The sequence below is a fragment of the Stenotrophomonas sp. FBCC-B152 genome (assembly GCF_059134105.1).
The window spans coordinates 2,430,816-2,454,437 of sequence record NZ_CP101442.1; the positions used below are offsets into that span (position 1 = coordinate 2,430,816).

Below are 23,622 nucleotides of genomic sequence, written 5' to 3' on the forward strand. Positions count from 1 at the left end.
CCCCATGACCCTGCGCCTGCACAACAACCTGACACGCCAGCTCGAACCGTTCACCCCGCTCGATCCGACCTGTCCGACCCTGTATGTGTGCGGCCCCACGGTCTACAACTACGTCCATATCGGCAATGCCCGTGGCCCGGTGGTGTTCGGGGTGCTGGCCGACCTGCTGCGGCGCCGCTTCGGCGGGCTGCGCTACGCCCGCAACATCACCGACGTGGACGACAAGATCAATACGGCCGCGCGCGAGCAGGGGGTGCCGATCTCGGCCATCACCGACCGCTTCGCCGCGGCCTACCGTGAAGACATGGCCGCGCTGGGCGTGGTGCCGCCGGACATCGAGCCGGAAGCCACCGCGCACATCCCGCACATCATCACGATGATCGAGCAGCTGATCACCGCCGGCCACGCCTACGCGGCCGAAGGCCACGTGCTGTTCTCGGTGCCCTCCTACGCCGACTACGGCAAGCTCTCGCGCCGCGACCCGGACGAGATGCTGGCCGGAGCCCGGGTGGACGTGGCCCCGTACAAGCGCGACCCGGGCGACTTCGTGCTGTGGAAGCCCTCCAGCGACGACCTGCCCGGCTGGGAATCGCCGTGGGGCCGGGGCCGCCCGGGCTGGCACATCGAGTGCTCGGCGATGGCCGCCGCGCACCTGGGCCCGACCATCGACATCCACGCCGGTGGCGTGGACCTGCAGTTCCCGCACCACGAAAACGAGATCGCGCAGAGCGAGTGCGCCCACGGCGGGCAGACCTTCGCCCGGTTCTGGCTGCACAACGGCATGCTCAACTTCGGCGGCGCCAAGATGAGCAAGTCGATCGGCAACATCGAGCGGGTCCACGACCTGGTCCGCCAGCACGCCCCGGAGGCGCTGCGGCTGGCCCTGCTATCGGCCCACTACCGGCAGCCGCTGGACTGGTCCGATGCGCTGATCGAGCAGTCGGTGCGCACCCTGGACCGCCTGTACGGCACCCTGCGCGACCTGGCCGACGTGGCCGCGACCCCGGCCATCCCGGCCGAGATCGAGGCGGCGCTGGACGATGACCTGAACACCCCGCAGGCGCTGGCCGAGCTGGCCCGGCTGGGTGCGGAAGCACGCCGCGCCGAACCGGCCGACAAGGCCGGCTGGAAGTCGGCCCTGCTGGGCGCCGGCCTGGCGCTGGGGTTGCTGCAGCAGGAGCCGGCCGCGTGGTTCGGCACCAGCGGCGGTGATGCCGACGATGATGCGCGGATCCAGGCGCTGATCGACGAGCGCGCGGCGGCCAAGCAGGCCCGCGATTTCGCCCGTTCCGATGCGATCCGCGACCAGCTGGCCGCCGAGGGCATCGTGCTGGAAGACACCGCGCAGGGCGTGCGCTGGTCGCGTAAGCGTTGAACCCATTGAAATTGATAGAGAGTGCTGTGATCGATTCCCCGTTCCCGATTGAACCCACTGCTGCCGATGCGCAGGCCGCCATCGCCGAGGAATTCGCCTTCTTCGGCGACTGGTCCGAGCGTTACCAGTACCTGATCGACCTGGGCCGCAAGCTGCCGGTGTTCCCGGACGCGTGGAAGACCGAGGAGCACCGCCTGCTGGGCTGCCAGTCGATGGTGTGGATCGTGCCGGAGGGCAACGCCGATACGCTGCGCTTCCACGCGATCAGTGATTCGGCGATCGTCTCGGGCCTGATCTACCTGGCGCTGCGGGTGTATTCGGGGCGTTCGGCGGCCGAGATCCTGGCCACCGAGCCGACCTACATCCAGGACATCGGGCTGTCGCGGCACCTGTCGCCGACCCGCAGCAACGGGGTGGCGGCGATGCTGGCCTTCATCCGCGAGACCGCGCAGGCGCAGTCGGCGTCGTGACGGACAGCGCGCTGGGCCTGCTCGCGCGGCCGGGTTTCTCGCTGCTGCTGGCGTACCGCATCCTGGCGATGCTGTCCTACCAGATCGTGGCGGTCACGGTGGGCTGGCACATCTACGAGGTCACCCGGAATCCGTTCTCGCTGGGCCTGGTCGGGCTGGCCGAGGTGCTGCCGTTCTTCTGCGTGGCGCCGTTCGCGGGCTACCTGGTGGACCACCTGCCGCGCCGCCGGCTGGGCATGGTGGCGTGCAGCGGGCTGGTGCTGACGGCGGTGGTGCTGACGGCGGTGGCCGAGGGCTGGCTGCCGTTCCACGGGGTGTGGCCGATCTATGCGGCGGTGGCGATGACGGGCATGGTCCGGGCATTCCTGTCGCCGATCTACAACGCGCTGTTCGCGCGGGTACTGGAACGCCACCAGTTCGCGCGGGGCGCGGGGCTGGGTTCGGTGGTGTTCCAGGCGGGCATGGTGGTGGGCCCGGCGCTGGGTGGCGGGCTGGTGGCCTGGGGCGGCAAGAGCCTGTCCTACGGGGTGGCGGTGGCGGCGGCGCTGGGCGCGCTGGGCTGCCTGGCCATGCTGAGGGTGTCCGAGCCGGTGCACACCGGGCCGGCGGCGCCGATCTTCAAGAGCATCGCCGAGGGCGGCCGCTTCGTGCTGGGCAACCGGATCATGGTGGGCGCGATGGCGCTGGACATGTTCTCGGTGCTGCTGGGCGGGGTGGTGGCCATGCTGCCGGCGTTCCTGCACGAGATCCTTCACCACGGGCCGGAAGGCCTGGGCATCCTGCGCGCGGCACCGGCATTGGGCTCGGTGTGCGTGGGGCTGTGGCTGGCGCGCCGGCCGCTGCAGCGCAATGCGGGCCGGGTACTGCTGTTCGCGGTGGCCGGGTTCGGGTTGTGCGTGATCGGCTTCGGGCTCTCCCACAGCTTCTGGCTGTCGGCGGTGATCCTGCTGTTCTACGGGGCCTTCGACGGGGTGTCGGTGGTGATCCGTTCGACCATCCTGCAGCTGGCCACGCCGGAAGAAATGCGCGGGCGGGTATCGTCGATCAACGGCATCTTCATCAGTTCGTCCAACGAGCTGGGCGCGTTCTACGCGGGCACGATGGCCAAGCTGCTGGGCCTGGTGCCGGCGGTGGTGCTGGGCGGGTTCGCGGTGTTGAGCGTGGCCGGTATCACCGCCTGGAAGAACCCCACCCTGCGCCAGTTGAATCTGCGCGATCTGCAGTAACGGCTAACGGCAACAGCAACAGCCATCGTCTGCTGAGCTACGTGTAGAGGGCCGGCGGGGGCGGGGGTACGGGGGGCGCCGTGAACCCATCCCTGGGGCCTCTTACGAAACATCCATGTTTCGTAAAGCCCCCGTACCCCCGCCCCCGCCGACCCTCCGACGGTGGATCGGTGGCCACGAGAAGATCAACGGCAGCGCCGATCATTCTCCTGCGTTAGTGGCGGTAACCGCGTAGGGACACGCCATGCGTGTCTGCTTTTTCCGTCCGCCTACGACCCACCGTCGGGGAGGCCGGCGGGTAGCCCCCGTAGGGACTGTCAAAAACATGGATGTTTTTGACAAGCCTCCAGGGATGGATTCACGGCGTGTCCCGGAGGGGGCTGCCCGTCGGCCTCCCAGCTCGCAGCAACAAAGACGCTGCCGTAGCCGTGAAGCCAGCAACGATCGCCAGGCAACAAAAAACCCGGCCGAAGCCGGGTTTTCTGATTGCATCAACAACAACCGGAAATCAGTCGCCCTGCTGCTTCTGCATGTGCTCCCAACGCTCCTGGGCGTCGATGGTGCGTTCGGCGGTCAGGCGCGCTTCGAGGCGGTCCAGGCCGATTTCTTCGCCGGTGTCGACGCAGAAGCCGTAGTCGCCGTCTTCCAGGCGCTTGAGCGTGCTGTTGATCTTGCCGATCAGCTTGCGGTAACGGTCGCGGGTACGCAGTTCCAGCGAGTTTTCGGTCTCGCGGGTGGCGCGCTCGGCTTCGTCGCCGATGTCACGCACTTCTTCCTGCAGGTTGGCGATGGTCTGCTTGGATTCCTCGACCAGTTCATTGCGCCAGTGCTGCAGGCGCTGGCGGAAATACTCCAGCTGCAGCGGGCTCATGTACTCCTCTTCCGCGCTCGGCTTGTAGCCGTCGGGCAGGATCGGACGACCCGTGGCTTCGTCGGTCTTGTATTCGACCACCTTGACCTTGGTGCGCGGGGCCGGGGCGGACGAGCGCGCTGCCACGGCAACGGCGACCTTGCCAACCGGACGCGAGACGGGCTTGGGGGCGGATTCGGATTTCACGGGAGTTTTTGCAGGCGATTTCGAAACGGGCACGGGATTCTTGTTTTGCGGGGCTTTCGGCGCGGGGGCTGCCGCCACCGGCTTCGGCGCGGGGGCCGGAGCGGGAGCAGGCTTGGCCGCGGCCTTGGCCGGGACAGACTTGGCCGGAGCCGGCGGAGCCGGCTTCGGTGCGGACTTCACTACGGGTGCTGCAACCGGCTTGGCCGCCGGCTTGGTTGCCACCGGCTTGCTGGCCGGCTTGGTGGCCTTTACCGGCTTGGCCGGTGCTGGCTTGGCAACCGCTTTTTTCGCCGGCGCGGTCTTGGCCGCCGGCGTTACGGATTTCTTGGCCACGGGCTTGCTGGCGGGCGCGGCCTTTTTCACCGGCGCTTTAGCGACGGGCTTCTTGGCCACGGCCTTCTTTGCGGCCGGCTTGGGTGCCGGCTTGGCAGCGGCCTTCTTCACCGGAGCCTTGGCGACTGCGGCCTTCTTGGCAGGCGCCTTCTTGGCCGCCGCCTTCTTCACGGGTGCCGTCCTGGCCGCCGGTTGTTTGGATGCAGGCTTGCCCGCCGGCTTCGCAGCCGGTTTCCTGGCAACGGTTTTAGCCGCCAACTTCTTAGCAACAGGCTTGGCGGTTTTCTTGGCGGCCTTGACGGCCTTCTTTGCAGTTTTTTTAGCAGCCACGAAACGCTCTTCCTTGGTTTCCCCGGGGCCCGGGAAAGCGGGCCTTTATAGCCTACCCGACCAGCAGCAGCAACCACTCCGCCTACTCCGTTCAGCCGGGGAGCACGGCGGGGTGCAGCAAGCTGCGCAGTTCGGAACCTGACCCGGCGATGGCGCCGGGGCGGCCCCGCCGCGCACCAGCGCGGACGGGTCCAACACCCCATCCTGCGACAAATGCGGCCTTCATGCCAACTGCTCTAAGATTGGGGGGTGATCTCCCACCTGCTCATTGCCCTGTTGCGCTTCTACAAGCGCTTCATCAGCCCCCTGCTTGGGCCGCGCTGCCGGTTCATGCCGAGCTGTTCTGAATACGCCATGCAGGCCATCGCCACGCACGGCCCCGCGCGTGGCAGCTGGCTGGCCGCGCGCCGGCTGGGGCGCTGCCATCCCTTCCATCCCGGTGGCGTGGACGAGGTGCCGCCGCGCACCGGCCATGCCGATTGCCGCTGCACAGGAAAACACTGAAATGCCCTCCACGCTCATCGTCAACGCCCGCATGGTCAACGAAGGCCGCATCTTCGACGGCGACCTGCGCATCGACAACGGCCGCATCGCGCAGATCGGCACCGGCCTGCAGCCGCAGGACGGCGATACGGTGGTCGATGCCGCCGGCCGCTGGCTGCTGCCCGGGATGATCGACGACCAGGTGCACTTCCGCGAACCCGGCCTGACCCACAAGGGCGACATCGCCACCGAATCGGCCGCTGCGGTGGCCGGGGGCCTGACCAGCTTCATGGACATGCCCAACACCAACCCGCCGACGCTGAACGCGGCCGCCCTGCAGGCCAAGTACGACAGTGCCGCCGGTCGCGCGCGCGCCAACTACGGCTTCTACATGGGCGCCAGCAACGACAACCTGGCCGACATCAAGGTGGTGGATCCGAAGACCTCGCCGGGCATCAAGGTGTTCATGGGCGCCTCCACCGGCAACATGCTGGTGGACAACCCGGAAACGCTGGACGCGATCTTCAAGTACGCCCCCACGCCGATCATCACGCACTGCGAAGACACGCCGATGATCGACATCAAGGCGAAGGAGTACGCCGAAAAGTACGGCGATGCGCTCAGCGCCGAGCAGCACCCGGACATCCGCTCGCGCGAGGCCTGCCTGAAGTCGTCGGAGCTGGCCGTGGCGCTGGCGAAGAAGCATGGCACCCGCCTGCACGTGCTGCACATTTCCACCGCCGATGAGCTGAAGCTGTTCGAGAAGGGCCCGCTGATCCGCGCCGATGGCAGCCGCAAGCAGATCACCGCCGAAACCTGCATCCACTTCCTGCGCTTTGACCGCACCGATTACGCGCGGCTGGGCAACCTGATCAAGTGCAACCCGGCGATCAAGGAAGTGAGCGACCGCGAGGCGCTGACGCAGGCCGTGGCCGACAACGTGATCGACGTGCTGGCCACCGACCACGCCCCGCACACCTGGGAAGAGAAGCAGAAGCCGTATGCGCAGGCGCCGTCGGGCCTGCCGCTGGTGCAGTACGCATTGGTGGCGGCGCTGGAGCTGGTGCACGAAGGCAAGCTTGAGATCACCCAGGTGGTGCAGAAGTTCGCGCACGCACCGGCGCAGCTGTTTGATGTGAGCCAACGCGGCTACCTCCGCGAAGGCTACTGGGCCGACCTGGTGCTGGTGGAGGACGTGCCGTTCACCGTGAAGCGCGAAGACGTGCTGTCCAAGTGCGCGTGGTCGCCGTTTGAAGGCATGACCTTCCGTTCGCGCGTGGCCTCGACCTGGGTCAACGGCCAGCTGGCCTGGGACGGCACCCAGCTGGTGGGTGCGCCGAACGGCCAGCGCATGAGCTACGACCGCTGATGCGGGCAACCGTATTGGTCCTGGGCCTGCTGGCCCTGGCCCCGGTGGCCGCGATCGGCCTGTTGCCCTCGCCCGCCCTGGCCCAGGCTGACGCGCGCGTGGTGTTTCCGGCCAGCGCCTCGCAGGGCGCGATGGTGATCGGCAAGGTACCGACCGGCAGCGTGGTGCAGTACGCCGGCCGCACGCTGCGGGTGAGCGGTTACGGCAGCGTGGTGTTCGGTATCGGCCGCGATGAGAAGGGCCCGTTGCAGGTACAGGTGCAGCGCCCCGACGGCGGCAGCGAAACGGTGAGCATCGCGGTGACCCCGCGTGACTGGCCGGTGGAGCGTGTCAACGGCGTGCCACCGAAGACCGTGAACCCGCCGCCGGCGATCGCCGAGCGGATCAAGCGCGAGCAGGCGCAGGTGACGGCGGCGCGGGCGCGCGATGACAACCGCGTCGATTTCGCCCAGGCCTTCATCTGGCCGGTGCAGGGCCGCATCAGCGGCCGCTTCGGCAATGCGCGGGTCTACAACGGGCAGCCCGGTTCGGGGCATTCGGGGATGGATATCGCGGTGCCGACCGGCACCCCGGTGAAGGCGCCGGCGGGCGGTGTTGTCACGTTTGCCGGGCCGGATCTGTACCTGACCGGCGGCACGCTGCTGCTGGATCACGGCTTCGGGATCAGTTCGAATTTCCTGCACCTGTCGCGGATCGACGTGAAGGTTGGCGACCGGGTGGAACAGGGCCAGGTGATTGCCGCAGTCGGCGCGACCGGCCGTGCGACCGGCCCGCACCTGCACTGGGGCATGAACTGGATCGATACCCGCATCGACCCGTTGTTGGTGCTCGAACGCAACCGGTGAACGCGTACCGACCAACGGTCGGTACCTACCGATGGGGCGGGCTTGGTAGGTGCCGACCGTTGGTCAGCACTTGCCCGTTTACCCCCGGGCAGCCCACCAGGTGCGCAGCAGGGTGCGTACCGGGGTGGCCTTGAGCTCGCGGCCCTGCGACCACGCCTGTTGACGCGCGCGCGCCAAAGAGGCGTACAGGCGGCGCGGACGGGGGCCGGCGACGCGGGCCGGCCACTGGCGCACCAGCTGCTGTGCCCAGCGCTGCGCGGCATCGCCATCGGCCTGGGCCAGCAGCGAACGCGGCACCGCCGCCACGCCGGCTTCATGCAGGCGCTGGGCCAGGGCCTGCAGCACCACCGGGGTGGCCACGTCGCCGCGCGCCGGGGTGGCGAACATCACCGCTTCCACCGCGGCCACGGCGGCGCCGTAGGCCTGCAAGGCGCGCAGCGCCTGCGCCGGGTCGACCGGGACGGCGCGTGCTTCGATCAGGTCTGGCAATGCGGCCGCCAGTTCGCCCCACGGTGCGCGCACCGGCTCGAGCACCCGCCCCAGCGGATGCCGCGAACGCTGCGCGGCCCAGCTGCGCAGCTCTTCGCCCCACCACGCCAACTTGGCGTCGGCGGGCATCGGGTCGCCGGCGATGTTGAGGATGTCGTCGAATTCCTGCAGCAGCGCGAACCACGCCACCACCAGGGTGCGCTGGGACTCGGCGATGAACGGCTCGGCCACCTGCCATTCCGGCCAGCGGGTCCGCCATTTGTCGAGGAAGCTGTCTAGGGCGGTGGAGGTGGTCATCAGGGTATTCCTTGTGGAGCGCGTATCGACCAACGGTCGATACCTACCAGTGTTGTGCGGCCAGCGTTACCGGCGCGAAGCGGGCCAAGCGGCTGACTCTTGCAACTCGGCCGGCTGTTCGATCATGACCTCGGCGCCCCAGGCCAGCGGGTCGTCCGCGTCGAGGCGGTAACCCCACAGGGCGGCGACCGAGGCCATGCCGGCGGCATTGGCGGCGACGATGTCGCGCTCGTCGTCGCCGACGTAGATGCAGGTGCCCGGGTCGATGCCCATGCGCTCGGCCGCGGCCAGCAGCGGCAGCGGGTGCGGCTTGCGCTGGGCCAGGGTGTCGCCGCCGATCAGGACCGCACAGCGGGTTTCCCAGCCCAGCTGCGGCAGGATCAGCCGCGCCAGGTATTCGGGCTTGTTGGTGACGATGCCCCAGGCACAGCCCGACGCCTCCAGTGCGTCGAGCATGCCGGCCACGCCGTCGAACAGCACCGCGTGCTGGCCGATCAGCGCTTCGTAGCGATCCAGGAACTCGGGCACCAGCGCGTCACGCGCCTCCTGCCCCAGTTCGGGAAACGCCACGGCCACCATCGCCCGCGACCCCTTGGACACCACCGGGCGCAGCGCGTCCAGCGTGATCGGGGCGCGCCCGCGTGCGGCCAGCATCGCGTTGGCGGTGGCCAGCATGTCCGGCGCGCTGTCGAGAAGCGTGCCGTCCAGGTCGAACAGGACGGCCTGCGGGAAACCGGACTCAGCCACGGCCGTCAGCGTCGGGCTTGACCGCGTGGGCCAGGTAGTTGATGTCGGTGCGCGAGCTCAGGCGCGCGCGGTTGCGCCACGGCTCGTAGGCCATGCCACTGACATCGCGCAGGGTGAAGTCTGCCTCGCGCAGCCACTTGCCCAGCTCGGCCGGCTTGATGAAATCCTGGTAGTGGTGCGTGCCCTTGGGCAGCAGGCGCGCGATGTACTCGGCGCCGACGATGGCCACGGCAAAGGCGGCAGGGGTGCGGTTGACGGTGGACAGGAACAGCTGGCCGCCCGGCTTGAGCAGGCGGTGGCAGGCGGCGATGATCGCGCCCGGGTCCGGCACGTGCTCCAGCATTTCCATGCAGGTGACCACGTCGAAACTGCCCGGCTGTTCGGCGGCCAGGTCTTCGGCGGCCTGCACGCGGTAATCCACGGTCACGCCGGATTCCAACCCGTGCAGGCGTGCCACCTTGACCAGCTCGGGGGCCAGGTCGATGGCGGTCACGTCCGCGCCGGCCTGGGCCAGCGCTTCGCTGAGCAGGCCGCCACCGCAGCCGATGTCGAGCACGCGCGCACCGCGCAGCGTGACCCGGTCCGCAACGTATTTCAGGCGCACCGGGTTCAGCGCGTGCAGCGGCTTCTGCGGGCCGTCAGCGTCCCACCAGCGGTTGGCGAGCGCGGCGAACTTGTCCAGTTCTGCCTGGTCGAAATTGGTGGAAGCGTGGGGGGCGTTCATGGGTGTCCTTTCGCGCTCAGGCGCGGATGTGACGGATGCGCTCGCGCCACTGGCGGGCGTTGGCAACAATCGCGGCGGTGTCCATGCCGACCAGCTCGCGCTGGACCAGCTTGGGCTGCCCGGCAATCCAGACATCGCTGACCTGGTGGCGGCCGGCGGCGTACACCAGCTGCGACAGCACGTGGTGCAGCGGCTGGGTTTCCAGCGCCGACAGGTCCACGCAGACCAGGTCGGCCTGCTTGCCCACTTCGATCGAGCCGATGCGGTCGCCGAAGCCCAGCGCGCGGGCGCCACCCAGAGTGGCGGCACGCAGCGTGGTGGCCGCATCCAGCGCGGTGGCATCGTTGGCCACGGCCTTGGCCAGGATCGCCGCGGTGCGGTTTTCGCTGAACATGTCCAGGTCGTTGTTGCTGGCGCAGCCGTCGGTGCCGATCGCCAGGTTGACCCCGGCGCGCTGCAGGGCGCAGGCCGGGCAGAACCCGGAGGCCAGCTTGAGGTTGGATTCGGGGCAATGCACCACGCTCACGCCGCGTTCGGCGCACAGGTGGATTTCCGCTTCGGTCAGCTGGGTCATGTGCACGGCGATCAGGCGGTCGTTGACCAGGCCCAGGCGGTCCAGCCGCGCCAGCGGGCGCTGGCCGTGCAGCTTGATCGAATCGCTGATTTCCTGCGCGGTTTCATGCGTGTGCAGGTGCACCTGCATGTCCAGCTGGTCGGACAGCATGCGCACGCGTTCGAAGTTGGCGTCGTTGACGGTGTACGGCGCGTGCGGGGCGAACGAGGTGCCGATCAGCGGGTCGTTGCGCCACTGGTCGTGCAGCTCGCCGGCCTTGGCGAAGTACTCGTCGTCGGTCTTGGCCCAGGCGGTGGGGAAATCGATGATCACCGCGCCGACCAGCGCACGGAAGCCGTGCTGCTTGTAAACCGCGGCCTGGACGTCGGCGAAGAAGTAGTTTTCGTTGGCGCAGGTGGTGCCACCGCGCAGCATTTCGGCGATGGCCAGGGTGGTGCCATCGGCCACGAATTCCGGGCCGATCACCGCCGCTTCCACCGGCCAGATGTGCTGCTGCAGCCACACCATCAACGGCAGGTCGTCGGCCACGCCGCGCAGCAGCGTCATCGGGTTGTGCGTATGCGCGTTGACCAGGCCCGGCATCAGCGCCGCGTCGGGGCGGGAGACCACCTGGCGGGCGCTGAAGCGCGCGCGCGCTTCGGCGCGTGGCAGGATCGCCACAATTTCGCTGCCGCGCACGGCCACGGCATGGTCTTCCAGCACCACCGCATGCGGTTCGATCGGGACCACGTAACCGGCTTCGATCAACAGGTCACAGGGTTCGGGAATGCGGGGGGTGTCAGTCATGCCGTCTCGCTTTGTCGATGAATCATTACGACAGCGCCGGGCAATGCCCGGCGCCACCGTCATTCGACCGGGGTCGAATTACTTGCCTGCGCGGGCCGAATACTCGCCCGAACGGGTGTCGACCTTGATGATTTCATCCTGGTTGACGAACAGCGGCACGCGGACCACGGCGCCGGTTTCCAGGGTGGCCGGCTTGCCGCCGCCGCCCGAGGTGTCGCCACGGACGCCCGGGTCGGTTTCGGTGATCTTCAGTTCGACGAAGTTCGGCGGCTGCACGAAGATCGGCTCGCCGTTCCAAAGGGTCACGATGCAGGACTCTTCGCCCTTCAGCCACTTCTCGGCGCCGCCCATGCCCGACTTGGTGGCCTGGACCTGCTCGAAGGATTCCGGGTCCATGAAGTGCCAATACTCACCGTCGCTGTACATGTAGTTCATGTTGGTATCGACGACGTCCGCCTTCTCCACGTCGTCGGTGGCCTTCATGGTCATTTCGACCACGCGGCCCGACTTGATGAAGCGGTACTTCATGCGGGTGAAGGCCTGGCCCTTGCCCGGCTTGACGTACTCGGTCTCGGTGATGACCGCCGGTTCATTGTTGACCAGGATCTTCATCCCGTTCTTGACGTCGTTCATGCCAACAGTGGCCATGCTGAAACTCCTGAATGGGCAAACGCCGCGCAGGCGCGGCGAGCCGGATAGAATGGAAAGGCTTTCCCTATGATAACCGCAGGCCCCCATTCCATGCAGCTTTCCGCCACGCCCCTGCCCACCCCCGTCCGCTGGCAACAGCTGTGGCGCGAGGCGGTCCGCGACCCGCGGACCCTGCTGGAACAGCTGGGGCTGGACCCGGATGCGCTGCCGGTATCGGCCGAGGCGGCCGGGCAGTTCGCGTTGAGGGTGCCGCAGGGCTTCATCGCCCGCATGCGCCACGGCGACCGCCACGACCCGCTGCTGCGCCAGGTGCTGCCGGTCACCGACGAGCTGCAGCACGCCCCGGGCTTCACCCTGGATGCGGTCGGCGACGGCCTGGCCCGCAAGGCCACCGGGGTGATCCAGAAGTACCAGGGCCGCGCCCTGCTGGTGACAACCGGCAGCTGCGCGATCAACTGCCGCTACTGCTTCCGCCGGCATTTCGATTACGGCACCGAGAACGCAGCCCGCGAGGGCTGGCGTGAGGCGGTGGACGCCATTGCCCAGGACCCGGGCATTGATGAGGTGATCCTGTCCGGCGGCGACCCGTTGTCGCTGGCGACCCATAAGCTGGTGGAGCTGACCCAGGCGCTGAAGCAGATTCCGCACCTGCGCCGCCTGCGCATCCACAGCCGCCTGCCGGTGGTGCTGCCCGAGCGGGTGGACGAGGAGCTGGTGCAGTGGATCGCCGCCCTGCCCTGGCCGGTGGCGTTCGTGATCCACGCCAACCACGCCAATGAATTCGATACCTCGGTGGATGCGGCCATGGCGCGCCTGCGCGGTGCCGGCGCCACCCTGCTGAACCAGGCGGTGCTGCTGCGCGGGGTGAACGATTCGCTGGAGGCGCTGCAGGACCTCAGCGAGCGCAGCTTTGCTGCGGGCGTGCTGCCGTATTACCTGTACCAGGTGGACCGGGTGCAGGGCGTGGCGCATTTCGAGGTGGATGATGCGACGGCCAAGTCGCTGCATGCGCAGCTGACGGCGCGGTTGTCGGGCTACCTGGTGCCGAAGCTCGTTCGGGAAATCTCCGGCGATTCCAGCAAACGCCCCGTCTGACGCCGCAGTACGGGTGGGTGACGACCGTTGGTCGTCACGCCTTTACCGTCCGGATTCGATCATCTCGACGACGTCGGTGGCCGTGATCGGCACGCTCAGCCAGTAGCCCTGCGCCAGGTCGCAGCCGCGCTGGCTCAGCAGGTCGAACTGCACTTCCTGTTCGATGCCTTCGGCGACCACGGTGATCCCCAGCGCGTGCGCCATGGCGATGATCGCCGTGGTCAGGGCCAGGTCGTCCGGGTCGCGCTGCATGTCAGCGACGAAGCTCTTGTCGATCTTGACCCCGTCCACCGGCACCTGGCGCAGGTGGCTCAGGCCCGAGAAGCCGGTGCCGAAGTCATCCAGCCACACCTTCACGCCGGTGCGGTGCAGCTTGTCCAGCAGCGCCGCGGCCAGCATCTCATCGCCGATCACCGCCGTTTCGGTCAGCTCCAGGTGCAGGCGCGAGGCCGGCAGGCCGGTGTCGCGCAGGCAATCGGCCACCAGCTGGGGCAGCTCGCCGCCGCGCAGCTGGCGCGGTGACACGTTGACCGACACGAACATGCCTTCGCCATCGGACGAATGCGGCCACTGCACCGCTTCCATGCAGGCTGCGCGCAGCACCTTCGGGCCGATCACTTCGATCAGGCCGCTCTGTTCGGCCACTTCGATGAACACCGAGGGCGGAATGGTGCCCAGGGTCGGGTGCTGCCAGCGCAGCAGCACCTCCACCCCGACCATGCGGCGGTCGCGGGTACGGAAGATGGGCTGGTAGACCAGGCGCAGCTCGCCGCGCTCCCAGGCGCCGCGCAGTTCCTGCTCCATGTGCACGCGGCGCTCCACCGCATGGTCCATGGCCCGGCTGTAATAGCGGTAGCAGTTCTTGCCGGCAACCTTGGCCTGGTACATGGCGATGTCGCCATTCTTCAGCAGGGTGGTCGCATCGGCGGCATCGTCGGGGAACAGGGTCACGCCGATGGAGGTACCAAGGAACAGCTCGCGGCCCTGCACCACCAGCGGCTTGCTCAGCTCGCGGACCAGGATCTCAGCCAGCTGGCGCGCGCTCGCCGCCACGTCGCCATCGCCGATCAGGATCACGAATTCATCGCCGCCAAAACGGGCCAGCAGCGCTTCGTCGCCACCGGCCTGGGCCACGGCCGCACTGATGCGCTGGGCGAACTGCAGCAGCGCTTCATCCCCGGCCTCGTGGCCGAGGGTGTCGTTGACCCGCTTGAAGTCGTCCATGTCGGCAAACAACAGGCCCAAGCGGTGGTTGGATGCGCGCGCGGCCATCAGCCGATGATCCAGTGCCTCGCGGAACGCCAGCCGGTTGGTCAGCCCGGTGAGCGCATCGGTATAGGCCATGTGCCGCACTTCGCGGTCGTGGCGGGCAATCGCCTCGCTCATCCGGCCGAACGCACGCACCAGCTCGCCCACTTCGTCCTGGCGGCTGCTGTGGCTCAGCTGGGGGCGGTAATCGCCGGCTTCAATCTGGCGCGCGGCAGTGGCCAGCCCGCGGATCGGCCCGACCAGGGTGCGCTGCACGTAGATGATGACCACCACGCCGATGGCCAGCAGCAGGCCCAGCATCAGCAGCAGCCAGCCCAGGTGCCGCTTGCCCACCTGCTGCAGGCGCTCGCCCAGGGTCAGGTTGGCCCGCTGCTCCATGGCCTGCACGTCATCCAGCGCCATGCCGACGCGCACGCCGCCGATGCGCTGGTTGCCGACCATGATCGGCATGGCGTTATCCAGCACCTTGGGCGATTGCTGCACCACCAGCTTGCGCGCGCCCACGGCCCCGGCGGCCAGCGGGTCCTGCATGGGCCGGCCGAAATCGATCACTTCGGCCGAGCCGTCGTGGATCAGCTTGCCGTCCTCGTCGAACACCAGCACGTAGCGCACGACCTGCTGCCGCGAGGTATTGCGCACCAGCGCACCTACCTGGGCCAGGTCGTTGTAGTACAGCGGGTTGGCCAACGCGTCGGACAGCTCGCGCGCCAGGGCCTCGCCCCGGCTGCGCACGCTGCGGTCGAACAGTTCGTGGATGACGCTGCCGCTGAGGTGCTTGACCTCCTCCTGCATCGCCGCCTGGCGCCCCAGCACCACGGCCACGATCGCCACCACCACCACCATCGCCCCGCCCATCGCCAACACGAAACGGGACTGCATTCCGGAACCCAACGGCCTCATTCCACTTCCATCCGCACGCGTGTAAGACCCTGTTTCAATTCATCCAAACGGTGCTGCATCTGCGCATCGACCCGATGGAACCCGGACGTACCAAAAAACTTCTCGAGCGCATCCTGCGCCTGCGGATCCGAGGCGGCATCCAGCAGTACCTGCTGCAACCTGTCACGCACTTTCGGGTCCAGCCCCGCCCGCACCACTTCCACCGCACGCGGGTAAGGCTCAGTGCGGTAGATGGCGCGGAAGTCGCGGCGGAACGCAGCCGGAATCCGGTGCGGATCGGCCCAGTCCACGCTGCTGACCGCGCCGGCATCGACCACGCCCTTGTGCACGAAGGTGGCGATGTTCGCCTCCGACCGCGCGAACACGTAGCCCACGGTGTCCGGTGCGGCCGCGTCGCGCGCGGACAACAGGATCTCCGGGGTCAGGCCGTTCTGCAACAGGGTCATCACCGGCACCAGGTAGGCGCTGGTGGAGGCCACGTTCTGCAGGGCCAGGGTGTGGCCCTTGAGGTCGGCCAGGGAGGTGATGGGGCTGTCGCGGCGCACGAAAAACACGGTCTGGTAATCACGCACGCCACTGCGTTCGGTCAGCAGCAGCGGCTGGGCGCCGCTGCGCAGGCCCAGGTTGACGGCGGTGCCGGAGGTTTCGGTGACCCAGTCGACCCGGCCACGGCGCAGGTAGCTGGCCATCTGCTGCGCATCGGGCGCCATCAGGATGCGGCCTTCGGTGATGCCGACATCACGCATGCGCGGGACAACGTAGTCGAGCAGGGGTTGCAGTTGCGCATAGTGTGACTTGGGGTTGTCGCTGATCCGGCCCAGCACCAGGACGTGGTCCGGGTCGGCGTGGCCTGGACGGGTGTCATCCGGGGCGGCCGCTGCGGTGCCAGCCGTCATGACGATGGCCAGACACAGCAACCCTCCCTGCAACAGCCATCGCAGTACCGGCAATCCCATTCGCTCCCCCCAAGGAATCGAGACAGCCTACCCGAAAAAGTGAGACGTGCGTCAGGTCATTCGGGTTTAGCGTTCGCCAATCGTGCCATCCGCTGGGCGTCGGCGAGGATGCCGCGCAGCAGGCGCACTTCCTGCTCGCTCAGTTCGGTGCGCAGGAACAGGCGGCGCAGCTTGCGCATGGCCGAATCCGGGGCGCGGCCCTTGTGGAAGTCGATCTCGTCCAGGGTCTGGCCGAGCTGGCCGAACAGGCCTTCGACCTGGGCATGGCTGGCCGGCTGTTCACGATGTTCAGGATCGGCCGGTGCGGCCGCTTCCACCCCACCGAGGCTGGCCATGCGCAGCTCATAGGCCAGCACCTGCACGGCGGCGGCCAGGTTCAGCGAGCTGAACTCCGGGTTGGAGGGAATGTGCACGGCCAGGTGGCACAGCTGCAGTTCTTCATTGGTCAGGCCGGTGCGCTCGCGCCCGAACACGAAGGCGACCTCGCCATCGGCCTCGGCCGCCTTGGCCAGGGCGCGCTGGGCGGCCACGCCGGGCAGCAGTTCTTCCAGCTGGACGCGGCGGGCGCGGGCGGTGCAGCCCAGCACCAGCCGGCAGTCGGCCACGGCTTCGGCCAGGGTGGCCACCACGGGGGCGTCGCCCAACACGTCCTCGGCGCCGGCCGAGCGGCGGAAGGCTTCTTCATCCAGCGGCTTTTCGGGGGCGACCAGCACCAGCCGGCCCAGCCCCATGGTCTTCATGGCACGGGCGGCGGCCCCCATGTTGCCGGGGTGCTGGGTGCCCACGAGGACGAAACGGATACGGGAGGAAGCGGATTCAGTGGACATGAACAGGCCAAACGCGAGCAGGACAGTCACAAATGGTAAACTGTGCGACCGGCCTCTGCGCCGGGACCGCTCTTTTCCCCCGCCAGTACCCCCTACTCTGCCTTTCCGGGAGCTTTTCGCCATGCAGAAACCCGCCGTCACCGTCATGGTCAAGGCCGCCCGCCTCGCCGGCAACGTCCTGTTGCGCAACATCAACAAGCTGGAGGCGTTGAACGTCGTGCAGAAGGGGCGCATGGACTATGCCAGTGAAGTCGATGCGGACGCGGAAAAGGTGATCGTCAAGGAACTCAAGCGCGCCTATCCCGAGTACGGGATCATGGGCGAGGAAGGCGGCGTGCAGGCCGTCAACCGCTACATGTGGGTCATCGACCCGCTCGACGGCACCAGCAACTACCTCCGCGGCTTCCCGCACTACTGCGTCTCCATCGCCCTGGTCGAAAACGGCGAGCCGATCGACGCGGTGATCTTCGATCCGCTCCGCAATGAACTGTTCACCGCCAGCCGTGGCGCTGGCGCGGTGCTGAACGACCGCCGCATCCGCGTGGCCGACCGCAAGGACATGGCCGGCGCGATGATCCACACCGGTTTCGCCCCGCGCGAACGCGCCCGCACCAGCGCCCAGCTGAAGGCGGTGGACGCGCTGCTGGTCCACGCCGAAGACGTGCGCCGCACCGGCTCGGCCGCACTGGACCTGGCCTACGTGGCCTGCGGCCGCGCCGATGCCTACTTCGAAGCAGGCGTGAAAGCCTGGGACATCGCAGCCGGCGTGCTGCTGGTCCGCGAAGCCGGCGGCCGCGTCTGCGACTTCAAGGGCGCCACCCCGGGCCGCATGGACAGCCGTGGCCCGGAAACCCAGCAGATCGTCGCTGGCAACGTGAAGAACACCGACATCCTGCAGAAGGTGCTGGTCAACACCGGCTACGCGGCTGAGTTCGACGCCAAGTTCTGATCCGGTTGATGTGAGATTCAAGCGACGGCGCCTTGGGGCGCCGTTTTTGTTTTTGAGCCTCTGCGCGTAGAGCGTGGGCTGTTCGGTTGTTACCGCGCGGGGCGAGGGCGGGGATGCCCTGGCCGGACACGCGTGAACCCATCCATGGGGCTTATCGCGGCATCCATGCCGCTCAAAGTCCGGCCAGGGCATCCCCGCCCTCGCCCCCTCAGTTCTCTGCGACGACCGGACACAAGATCAAGAGCGGAACGCGTCTGCCTTTGACTTCCTTACCGCTGACGCATGACCGTCTGGGGGAGCGGGGTGGAGGGGGTAGCGGGGCTTTGAGCAGCATGGGTCGGGCGTATACGCCCGACGGGTTGGGCAGGAGCCCAACCCCGGTCTTGCCGTGTGCGCAGGACAGCGCACACGCGCAAGCTGCGATAAGCCCCATGGATGGGTTCACGCGTGCCCCGCTACCCCCTCCACCCCGCTCCCCCGCGCGCAGATAATGAAAACGCCAGCGCTCTCAGCGCGCAGAAAAGAAAACGCCCGACCAAAGGCCGGGCGCTTCGTTCAAACCTCAAATCACCGCATCACGCCACGGTGTTGCTCGCGGCCTTCAGCGCGGCAATGCGCTCTTCCAGCGGCGGGTGGCTCAGGAACAGCTTCTTGGCGGTGGCGCCGGCGATGCCGAACGCGGCGATCTGGGTCGGCAGGGTGCTCTGGCCGTGGTTGAGCTTCAGGCGCTCCAGTGCGGCGATCATCTTCTGGCGGCCGGCCAGGTGCGCACCGCCGGCGTCGGCGCGGAACTCGCGGTGGCGCGAGAACCACATGGCGATCATGGTGGCGAACAGGCCGAACACCATTTCCAGCACGAACACGATGATGAAGTAGGCGAAGCCACGGCCGCCGCCTTCGCGGTTGCCCGACAGCGCACTGTCGATGATGCCGCCGACCACGCGCGCCAGCACGATCACGAACGTGTTGAGCACGCCCTGCAGCAACGCCATGGTGATCATGTCACCGTTGGCCACGTGCGCGATCTCGTGGCCCAGTACCGCCTCGGCCTCGTCCTCGCTCATGTTCTGCAGCAGGCCCGTGGAGACCGCCACCAGCGCGTTGTTGCGGTTGGCACCGGTCGCGAATGCGTTGATTTCCGGGCCGTCGTAGACCGCCACTTCCGGCATGCCGATACCTGCTTCGCGCGCCTGGCGCTCCACCGTGGCCAGCAGCCAGCGCTCGGTCTGGTTGCGCGGCTCGGTGATCACCACCGCGCCGGTGGAGCGCTTGGCCATCCACTTGGACAGCAGCAGCGAGATCAGCGAACCGCCGAAGCCGAAAATGGCCGCAACGACCAGCAGGCCGCTCATGCTCGCGGGATCGATGCCCGCCAGGCGCATTACGAAGCCTGCCAGGATCAACACGGCGAAGTTGGTCGCGAGGAACAGGGCAATACGACTGAACATGGGAAAAGGACGCTTTTGGGTGGGTGTTGGTGCAAATCTGCGGGGACTTCATGTTGAATTCAAGTCGCAACCTGACCGACGATTCATAGTTCATGTCCATGACTGCCTACCGCGGGCGCTTCGCCCCCTCGCCCACCGGCCCCCTCCACGCCGGCTCGCTGCTTGCCGCCTTCGGCAGCTGGCTGTTGGCCCGGCACGCCCGCGGCCAGTGGCGGGTGCGGGTGGAAGACGTCGACCCGCCCCGCACCGTGCCCGGCGCCGTCGACCAGCAACTGGCCGCCCTGGCCGCCTTCGGCCTGGCCAGCGATGGCGCCATCGTCCACCAGAGCCAGCGCGACGCCCTCTACCAGGCCGCGCTGGACCGCCTGCTGGCCGAGGACAAGGCCTTTGCCTGCCACTGCAGCCGCACCGAACTGGCCGACCAGCAGGGTATTCATCATTACTGCGTGGCACGTGCCGAACGCGCACGACCGGCCATCCGCCTGCGCGTGCCGCCGGGCAGCGTGGTTGCGTTCGACGACGGCCTGCGCGGCCGGGTCCGCCAGGACGTGCATGCCGAGGTCGGCGATTTCGTGCTGCGCCGGGCGGACGGCTACTGGGCCTACCAGCTGGCTGTGGTGGTCGACGACGGCGACCAGGCCATCACCGACGTGGTGCGCGGCGCGGACCTGCTCGATTCCACCCCGCGCCAGATCCTGCTGCAGCAGGCGCTGGGCCTGCCCACGCCGCGCTACCTGCACCTGCCGCTGCTGCTGGAGCCGGACGGGCTCAAACTGTCCAAGTCCGCTGCCGCGCGCCCGGTCGATGCCGATCGTCCCCTGCCCGCCCTGCAGCAGGCCTGGGTGCAGCTTGGCCAGGATCCCGCCGGGCTGCGGGGCTGCCGCAGCGTCGCCGAACTCCTCGAGCAGGCCGTTGCCGGCTTCGACCCGGCGCGATTGCCACCGGGTGACATCCGGCTCGACACCGACGCCCCCTGAGCCACCCATTTTCCGCCGCGATGTTGCAGAATCGCTTTCCCCCCTGCTGGCCCCGGAGTAGCTGCTCATGACATCTCGCGTCGCACTGGTCACCGGTGGTACCGGCGGTATCGGTTCCGCCATCTGCCAACGTCTGGCCGACCAGGGCCATCGGGTTGCCACCAACTACCGTGACGAGGCCAAGGCCCTGGCCTGGCGCGAGAAGATGCTGGCGCGCGGCTGCGACGTGGCGATCTTCCCCGGCGATGTCGCCGACCCGGGCACCGCCGAACAGATGGTGCACGCGGTGGAAGCGGCGCTGGGCCCGATCGAGATCCTGGTCAACAACGCCGGCATCACCCGCGACACCACCTTCCACCGCATGCGCGCCGACCAGTGGCACGACGTGATCAACACCAACCTCAATTCGGTGTTCAACGTCACCCGCCCGGTCATCGAAGGCATGCGCCGCCGCGGCTGGGGCCGGGTGATCCAGATCAGCTCGATCAACGGCCTGAAGGGCCAGTATGGCCAGGCCAACTACGCCGCCGCCAAGGCCGGCATGCACGGCTTCACCATCTCCCTGGCGCGCGAGAATGCCGGCTTCGGCATCACCGTCAACACCATCTCGCCCGGCTACGTCGCCACCGACATGGTGATGGCCGTGCCCGACGAAGTACGCGCCAAGATCATCGCCGACATCCCCACCGGCCGCCTCGGCAAGCCCGAGGAAATCGCCTACGCGGTGGCCTTCCTGGTCGCCGAAGAAGCCGCCTGGATCACCGGCTCCAACCTCGACATCAACGGCGGCCACCACATGGGCTGGTAACGGTTTCACCGTTGCCCCCAGAAAATGCTGCACGAATGCTGCGCAGCATGAAGAATCCAGCCAAATGACCAAAGGAGGTTGCAACGCCTGCTGCGCTGCGCCATGCTTCTCTTCTACGCCGACGAGTGATTGCTTCATGGCTGCGAACCGCATCATCAAGAAGTATCCGAACCGCCGTCTCTACGACACCGAGATTTCCAGTTACATCACCATCGAGGACGTGCGCCAGCTCATCCTGGACGGCGAGGACTTCGAAGTCCGCGACGCCAAGAGCGGCGACGACCTGACCCGTTCAGTGTTGCTGCAGATCATCGCCGACCAGGAACAGGACGGTGAGCCCATGCTCTCCACCCAGCTGCTCAGCCAGCTGATCCGGTTCTATGGCGATTCGCTGCAGGGCTTCATGGGCAACTACCTGGAGCGCAGCATGCAGGTCTTCCTGGACCAGCAGCAGCAGTTCCGCCAGCAGATGGGCAACCTGCTCGGCCAGACCCCGTGGGCGATGATGAACCAGCTCACCGAACGCAACTTGGAGCTGTGGCAGGACTTCCAGCGCAACATGGGCGGCGGCTTCGGCCCGCGCCCGCCGGGCACCCAGACCGGCACCGGTACGGGTAGCGGCACCGGCAAGCCCGAAGCCCCCACGGCCGGCAAGACCCGCCGCTGACCACGCCTCCCGGCAGCGCCGGGCCGCATGAAAAAAGGCGCAGCCTCACGGCCGCGCCTTTTTCGTTTCCGGGTTCGGGGAATCAGCGCTTGGGCTTGGCGCAGCCCGTGCAGATCCGCTCCACCTGATAGCCCTTTGCGCGCAGCTTCTCGACCACGCCATCGTCGCCCAGCAGGTGCAGCGAGCCCACCACCACCAGCGTGCCACCCTGCCCGGCTTTGAGCTGCTGCTCCAGCTTGGGCACCCAGGCGTTGTTGCGGTCGGTATTGATGCGCTTGTACAGCTGCGGGTACTCGCCGCGCATTTCCGCAGCCATCGAGGTCCACAGCAGCTTGTCGTCGCCACGGCGCCAGGCGTCGTGCAGCTTGCGGCCCATGGCATCGGCCTGGTCGGCCTGGTCCAGCGCCTCGGCCACCATCTGCTGCTGTTCCTGCGCCGACATGCCCGACAGCACCGCCACCTGCGTGTCGATGTCTTCCAGGCCGCTGGTCGGCTTGCCCGCATCGGCTGCGCGCGTCATGAAGTGGCGGTCCAGCCCCAGCGCCGGGTCCAGCCCCATCTTCGCGAACTGCGACAGGGTGATGGTCAGCCCGACGAACCACGGCTTCATCCCCTGCAGCTGCGCCAGCGGCAGGTTGTTGTCGCGCGCGTAGGCCTGCAGTTTGGTCCAGGTGGCGTCGTCCAGGTCGCGCTTGAGTTCACTGCCATCGGTGCGCATCGCCGCCTGCAGCATCTTGCGGGTCAGGTCCGGCGACTGCATGTCCTGCGGCGAAAGTTCGAACACCACGCGCTTGGATGCCGCGAAGGCCTGGTCCACGTCGGCCGCCAGCGGGTAATCATCGGCGCGCAACAGGTGGAACGAACCCAGCAGGTACACCCGGCTGTCGCCCGGGCCGGTGACCTTCCACAGCAGCGGCACCGGCGCGGTGGACTTGGCCGCCGGGGCAGCCGGCAGCGCGGTGGCGCTGCCCAGCAGCAGGCCCGTGGCCAGCAGCAGCGGGGCCGCCAGTCGCTTCAGCATCGTCATTCTCAAACCCCTCCCTGGGGTGTGTGGTAGGCCTGTTCGCCGGCTTCGACCTTCAGGTCCAGGCGGTTTTCCGGCGGGGTCAGCGGGCACGTGGCGAACGGGGTGAACGCGCACGGCGGGTTGTAGGCGTGGTTGAAATCGATCACCACCTTGCCGCCCGCGTCGGGCGCAGGCAGGTCCAGGTAGCGGCCGGCCGGGTAACTGCCGTGGCCGCTGGTGCGGTCGCCGAAGATCACGAACAGCTCGCGCCCCGGTTCACCCAGCGCTTCCAGCCGCCAGGTCTTGCCGTCGCGCTCGAATTCCAGCGCGCCGGAATTGGGCATCTCGGTGGTGAGGCCGGTGATGTCCACGATCGGCAGGGTCTTGCCGGCCGGGTGCGGGACGAACCGTGCGGTGATGCGCCAATCCGGACCACCCGGCCAGTAGTTGATGCCGGTGAAGCCGGTGCGCGAATAGGCATCAGCATGCTTGACCCGCAGCGCGTAGCGCTGGCCACGGTGGATCAGGCTGAGCTGGCCCTTGCCGTCATCGAAGGCGATGTGGGTCGGTTCCGGATCGCGGTCGCTCTGGAAACGGATCGGCCCGGTGATCGGCTTGCCATCCACGGTCACCGCGACGCCGCGCTCGGGCGTGAAGGTCAGGATGTCGCCGCGATGCGCCACCATGCCCAGCTTGGCCGGGCCCACGGCCAGGCGGATGCCGCTGCCGGGTCCGCTGCCGATGTAATGCGCTTTATGTTCCAGCCAATGCAGGCCGACCAGGCTGGTCCAGCCATCGGGCGCCTGCAGCTCGGTGTAGCGCTGCTGCCGCCATTGCTGCTGTTCGGCGGCGAACGCCGGATCCACCGCCGCCGGTGCCGGTGCGGTTTCCTTGTCGCCACACCCTGCCAGGCCCAGCGCCAGCACTGCCGCGCCGAGTCCCCATCCCCAAGTACGCATCGTGC

Annotated in this window: 23 protein-coding genes; 11 read left to right on the plus strand and 12 right to left on the minus strand. The window is 67.9% G+C overall.

Features of this window, described 5'->3' with window-relative positions:
* The first annotated feature begins 4 nt into the window (after window positions 1–4).
* Genes cysS through NMB40_RS11320 form a run of 3 tightly spaced genes read left to right on the plus strand, consistent with a single transcriptional unit; the run spans window position 5 to window position 3,071 of the window.
* On the plus strand, window positions 5–1,375 hold the full coding sequence (gene cysS, locus NMB40_RS11310) for a cysteine--tRNA ligase (RefSeq protein WP_448143130.1): 1,371 nt from the start codon (window positions 5–7) through the stop codon (window positions 1,373–1,375).
* A gap of 26 nt (window positions 1,376–1,401) precedes the next feature.
* On the plus strand, window positions 1,402–1,845 hold the full coding sequence (locus tag NMB40_RS11315; protein WP_282246382.1) for a SufE family protein: 444 nt from the start codon (window positions 1,402–1,404) through the stop codon (window positions 1,843–1,845).
* Window positions 1,842–3,071 (plus strand): MFS transporter, encoded by a 1,230-nt coding sequence (locus NMB40_RS11320; RefSeq protein ID WP_494358446.1) that lies wholly within the window; start codon window positions 1,842–1,844, stop codon window positions 3,069–3,071. The genes NMB40_RS11315 and NMB40_RS11320 overlap by 4 nt, the downstream gene beginning before the upstream one ends.
* 508 nt (window positions 3,072–3,579) lie before the next feature.
* Here NMB40_RS11320 and dksA read toward each other — a convergent pair.
* Window positions 3,580–4,791, minus strand: coding sequence for an RNA polymerase-binding protein DksA (dksA, locus tag NMB40_RS11325; protein ID WP_494358447.1), 1,212 nt, complete (start codon window positions 4,789–4,791; stop codon window positions 3,580–3,582).
* A gap of 249 nt (window positions 4,792–5,040) precedes the next feature.
* Between dksA and yidD the strand changes: the two genes are divergently transcribed.
* Genes yidD through NMB40_RS11340 form a run of 3 tightly spaced genes read left to right on the plus strand, consistent with a single transcriptional unit; the run spans window position 5,041 to window position 7,488 of the window.
* Window positions 5,041–5,295: a membrane protein insertion efficiency factor YidD gene (gene yidD / locus NMB40_RS11330; RefSeq protein WP_184126588.1), complete on the plus strand. Its 255-nt coding sequence runs from the start codon at window positions 5,041–5,043 to the stop codon at window positions 5,293–5,295.
* Between the two features lies 1 nt (window position 5,296).
* Window positions 5,297–6,643: a dihydroorotase gene (locus NMB40_RS11335; protein WP_494358448.1), complete on the plus strand. Its 1,347-nt coding sequence runs from the start codon at window positions 5,297–5,299 to the stop codon at window positions 6,641–6,643.
* Entirely contained in the window at window positions 6,643–7,488 is an 846-nt protein-coding gene (locus NMB40_RS11340; protein WP_494358449.1) for a M23 family metallopeptidase, read from the plus strand. The genes NMB40_RS11335 and NMB40_RS11340 overlap by 1 nt, the downstream gene beginning before the upstream one ends.
* A 78-nt stretch (window positions 7,489–7,566) precedes the next feature.
* On the opposite strand, the gene NMB40_RS11345 is transcribed toward NMB40_RS11340, so the two are convergent.
* From NMB40_RS11345 to efp, 5 genes are all read right to left on the minus strand, one after another.
* On the minus strand, window positions 7,567–8,274 hold the full coding sequence (locus NMB40_RS11345) for a squalene/phytoene synthase family protein (RefSeq protein WP_494358450.1): 708 nt from the start codon (window positions 8,272–8,274) through the stop codon (window positions 7,567–7,569).
* Between the two features lie 66 nt (window positions 8,275–8,340).
* Entirely contained in the window at window positions 8,341–9,030 is a 690-nt protein-coding gene (locus NMB40_RS11350) for a phosphoglycolate phosphatase (protein WP_494361070.1), read from the minus strand.
* Window positions 9,014–9,745 (minus strand): bifunctional 2-polyprenyl-6-hydroxyphenol methylase/3-demethylubiquinol 3-O-methyltransferase UbiG, encoded by a 732-nt coding sequence (ubiG, locus tag NMB40_RS11355; protein ID WP_494358451.1) that lies wholly within the window; start codon window positions 9,743–9,745, stop codon window positions 9,014–9,016. Before ubiG ends, NMB40_RS11350 begins: the two co-directional genes overlap by 17 nt.
* A gap of 16 nt (window positions 9,746–9,761) precedes the next feature.
* Window positions 9,762–11,105, minus strand: a complete 1,344-nt coding sequence (locus NMB40_RS11360; RefSeq protein ID WP_448143136.1) for a TRZ/ATZ family hydrolase — start codon at window positions 11,103–11,105, stop codon at window positions 9,762–9,764.
* A 78-nt stretch (window positions 11,106–11,183) separates the two neighbouring features.
* On the minus strand, window positions 11,184–11,753 hold the full coding sequence (gene efp, locus NMB40_RS11365) for an elongation factor P (protein WP_494358452.1): 570 nt from the start codon (window positions 11,751–11,753) through the stop codon (window positions 11,184–11,186).
* A 69-nt stretch (window positions 11,754–11,822) separates the two neighbouring features.
* Here efp and epmB point away from each other — a divergent pair, with 69 nt between their 5' ends.
* Window positions 11,823–12,851 (plus strand): EF-P beta-lysylation protein EpmB, encoded by a 1,029-nt coding sequence (gene epmB / locus NMB40_RS11370; RefSeq protein ID WP_494358453.1) that lies wholly within the window; start codon window positions 11,823–11,825, stop codon window positions 12,849–12,851.
* A gap of 42 nt (window positions 12,852–12,893) precedes the next feature.
* On the opposite strand, the gene NMB40_RS11375 is transcribed toward epmB, so the two are convergent.
* The 3 genes from NMB40_RS11375 to NMB40_RS11385 are packed head-to-tail and all read right to left on the minus strand — an operon-like array spanning window position 12,894 to window position 16,803.
* A complete protein-coding gene (locus tag NMB40_RS11375) occupies window positions 12,894–15,020 on the minus strand; it encodes a putative bifunctional diguanylate cyclase/phosphodiesterase (RefSeq protein WP_282248195.1) in 2,127 nt (708 codons plus the stop codon).
* Window positions 15,017–15,976, minus strand: a complete 960-nt coding sequence (locus NMB40_RS11380; RefSeq protein ID WP_282248196.1) for a phosphate/phosphite/phosphonate ABC transporter substrate-binding protein — start codon at window positions 15,974–15,976, stop codon at window positions 15,017–15,019. Before NMB40_RS11380 ends, NMB40_RS11375 begins: the two co-directional genes overlap by 4 nt.
* Before the next feature lie 56 nt (window positions 15,977–16,032).
* Complete coding sequence (locus tag NMB40_RS11385; protein WP_282248197.1) at window positions 16,033–16,803, minus strand: RNA methyltransferase; 771 nt, start codon at window positions 16,801–16,803, stop codon at window positions 16,033–16,035.
* 121 nt (window positions 16,804–16,924) lie between these two features.
* On the opposite strand from NMB40_RS11385, the gene NMB40_RS11390 reads away from it, so the two are divergent.
* Window positions 16,925–17,752 (plus strand): inositol monophosphatase family protein, encoded by an 828-nt coding sequence (locus NMB40_RS11390; protein WP_282248198.1) that lies wholly within the window; start codon window positions 16,925–16,927, stop codon window positions 17,750–17,752.
* 575 nt (window positions 17,753–18,327) lie between these two features.
* Here the strand turns inward: NMB40_RS11390 and htpX are convergent.
* Complete coding sequence (gene htpX, locus NMB40_RS11395; protein WP_068853266.1) at window positions 18,328–19,200, minus strand: protease HtpX; 873 nt, start codon at window positions 19,198–19,200, stop codon at window positions 18,328–18,330.
* Window positions 19,201–19,292: 92 nt separating this feature from the next.
* Here htpX and gluQRS point away from each other — a divergent pair, with 92 nt between their 5' ends.
* The 3 genes from gluQRS (at window position 19,293) to phaR (ending at window position 21,652) form a co-directional block, all read left to right on the plus strand.
* Window positions 19,293–20,177 carry a tRNA glutamyl-Q(34) synthetase GluQRS gene (gene gluQRS / locus NMB40_RS11400; protein ID WP_494358454.1) on the plus strand — a complete coding sequence of 295 codons (885 nt, stop codon included), beginning with the start codon at window positions 19,293–19,295 and terminating at the stop codon, window positions 20,175–20,177.
* 67 nt (window positions 20,178–20,244) lie between these two features.
* Window positions 20,245–20,985, plus strand: coding sequence for a beta-ketoacyl-ACP reductase (locus NMB40_RS11405; RefSeq protein ID WP_282248410.1), 741 nt, complete (start codon window positions 20,245–20,247; stop codon window positions 20,983–20,985).
* Window positions 20,986–21,121: 136 nt separating this feature from the next.
* On the plus strand, window positions 21,122–21,652 hold the full coding sequence (phaR, locus tag NMB40_RS11410; RefSeq protein ID WP_494358455.1) for a polyhydroxyalkanoate synthesis repressor PhaR: 531 nt from the start codon (window positions 21,122–21,124) through the stop codon (window positions 21,650–21,652).
* 82 nt (window positions 21,653–21,734) lie between these two features.
* On the opposite strand, the gene NMB40_RS11415 is transcribed toward phaR, so the two are convergent.
* Window positions 21,735–22,679 (minus strand): TraB/GumN family protein, encoded by a 945-nt coding sequence (locus NMB40_RS11415; protein ID WP_494358456.1) that lies wholly within the window; start codon window positions 22,677–22,679, stop codon window positions 21,735–21,737.
* Window positions 22,680–22,681: 2 nt separating this feature from the next.
* Window positions 22,682–23,617 carry a DUF1684 domain-containing protein gene (locus tag NMB40_RS11420; protein WP_494358457.1) on the minus strand — a complete coding sequence of 312 codons (936 nt, stop codon included), beginning with the start codon at window positions 23,615–23,617 and terminating at the stop codon, window positions 22,682–22,684.
* Window positions 23,618–23,622 lie beyond the last annotated feature (5 nt).

Coding starts and splice junctions, on each gene's coding strand:
- cysS (WP_448143130.1), top strand. CDS start 5: ATGACCCTGCGCCTGCACAACAACCTGACACGCCAGCTCGAACCGTTC.
- NMB40_RS11335 (WP_494358448.1), top strand. CDS start 5,297: ATGCCCTCCACGCTCATCGTCAACGCCCGCATGGTCAACGAAGGCCGC.
- NMB40_RS11340 (WP_494358449.1), top strand. CDS start 6,643: ATGCGGGCAACCGTATTGGTCCTGGGCCTGCTGGCCCTGGCCCCGGTG.
- NMB40_RS11345 (WP_494358450.1), bottom strand. CDS start 8,274: ATGACCACCTCCACCGCCCTAGACAGCTTCCTCGACAAATGGCGGACC.
- ubiG (WP_494358451.1), bottom strand. CDS start 9,745: ATGAACGCCCCCCACGCTTCCACCAATTTCGACCAGGCAGAACTGGAC.
- NMB40_RS11360 (WP_448143136.1), bottom strand. CDS start 11,105: ATGACTGACACCCCCCGCATTCCCGAACCCTGTGACCTGTTGATCGAA.
- efp (WP_494358452.1), bottom strand. CDS start 11,753: ATGGCCACTGTTGGCATGAACGACGTCAAGAACGGGATGAAGATCCTG.
- epmB (WP_494358453.1), top strand. CDS start 11,823: ATGATAACCGCAGGCCCCCATTCCATGCAGCTTTCCGCCACGCCCCTG.
- NMB40_RS11375 (WP_282248195.1), bottom strand. CDS start 15,020: ATGAGGCCGTTGGGTTCCGGAATGCAGTCCCGTTTCGTGTTGGCGATG.
- NMB40_RS11380 (WP_282248196.1), bottom strand. CDS start 15,976: ATGGGATTGCCGGTACTGCGATGGCTGTTGCAGGGAGGGTTGCTGTGT.
- NMB40_RS11385 (WP_282248197.1), bottom strand. CDS start 16,803: ATGTCCACTGAATCCGCTTCCTCCCGTATCCGTTTCGTCCTCGTGGGC.
- NMB40_RS11390 (WP_282248198.1), top strand. CDS start 16,925: ATGCAGAAACCCGCCGTCACCGTCATGGTCAAGGCCGCCCGCCTCGCC.
- htpX (WP_068853266.1), bottom strand. CDS start 19,200: ATGTTCAGTCGTATTGCCCTGTTCCTCGCGACCAACTTCGCCGTGTTG.
- gluQRS (WP_494358454.1), top strand. CDS start 19,293: ATGTCCATGACTGCCTACCGCGGGCGCTTCGCCCCCTCGCCCACCGGC.
- NMB40_RS11405 (WP_282248410.1), top strand. CDS start 20,245: ATGACATCTCGCGTCGCACTGGTCACCGGTGGTACCGGCGGTATCGGT.
- phaR (WP_494358455.1), top strand. CDS start 21,122: ATGGCTGCGAACCGCATCATCAAGAAGTATCCGAACCGCCGTCTCTAC.
- NMB40_RS11415 (WP_494358456.1), bottom strand. CDS start 22,679: ATGACGATGCTGAAGCGACTGGCGGCCCCGCTGCTGCTGGCCACGGGC.
- NMB40_RS11420 (WP_494358457.1), bottom strand. CDS start 23,617: ATGCGTACTTGGGGATGGGGACTCGGCGCGGCAGTGCTGGCGCTGGGC.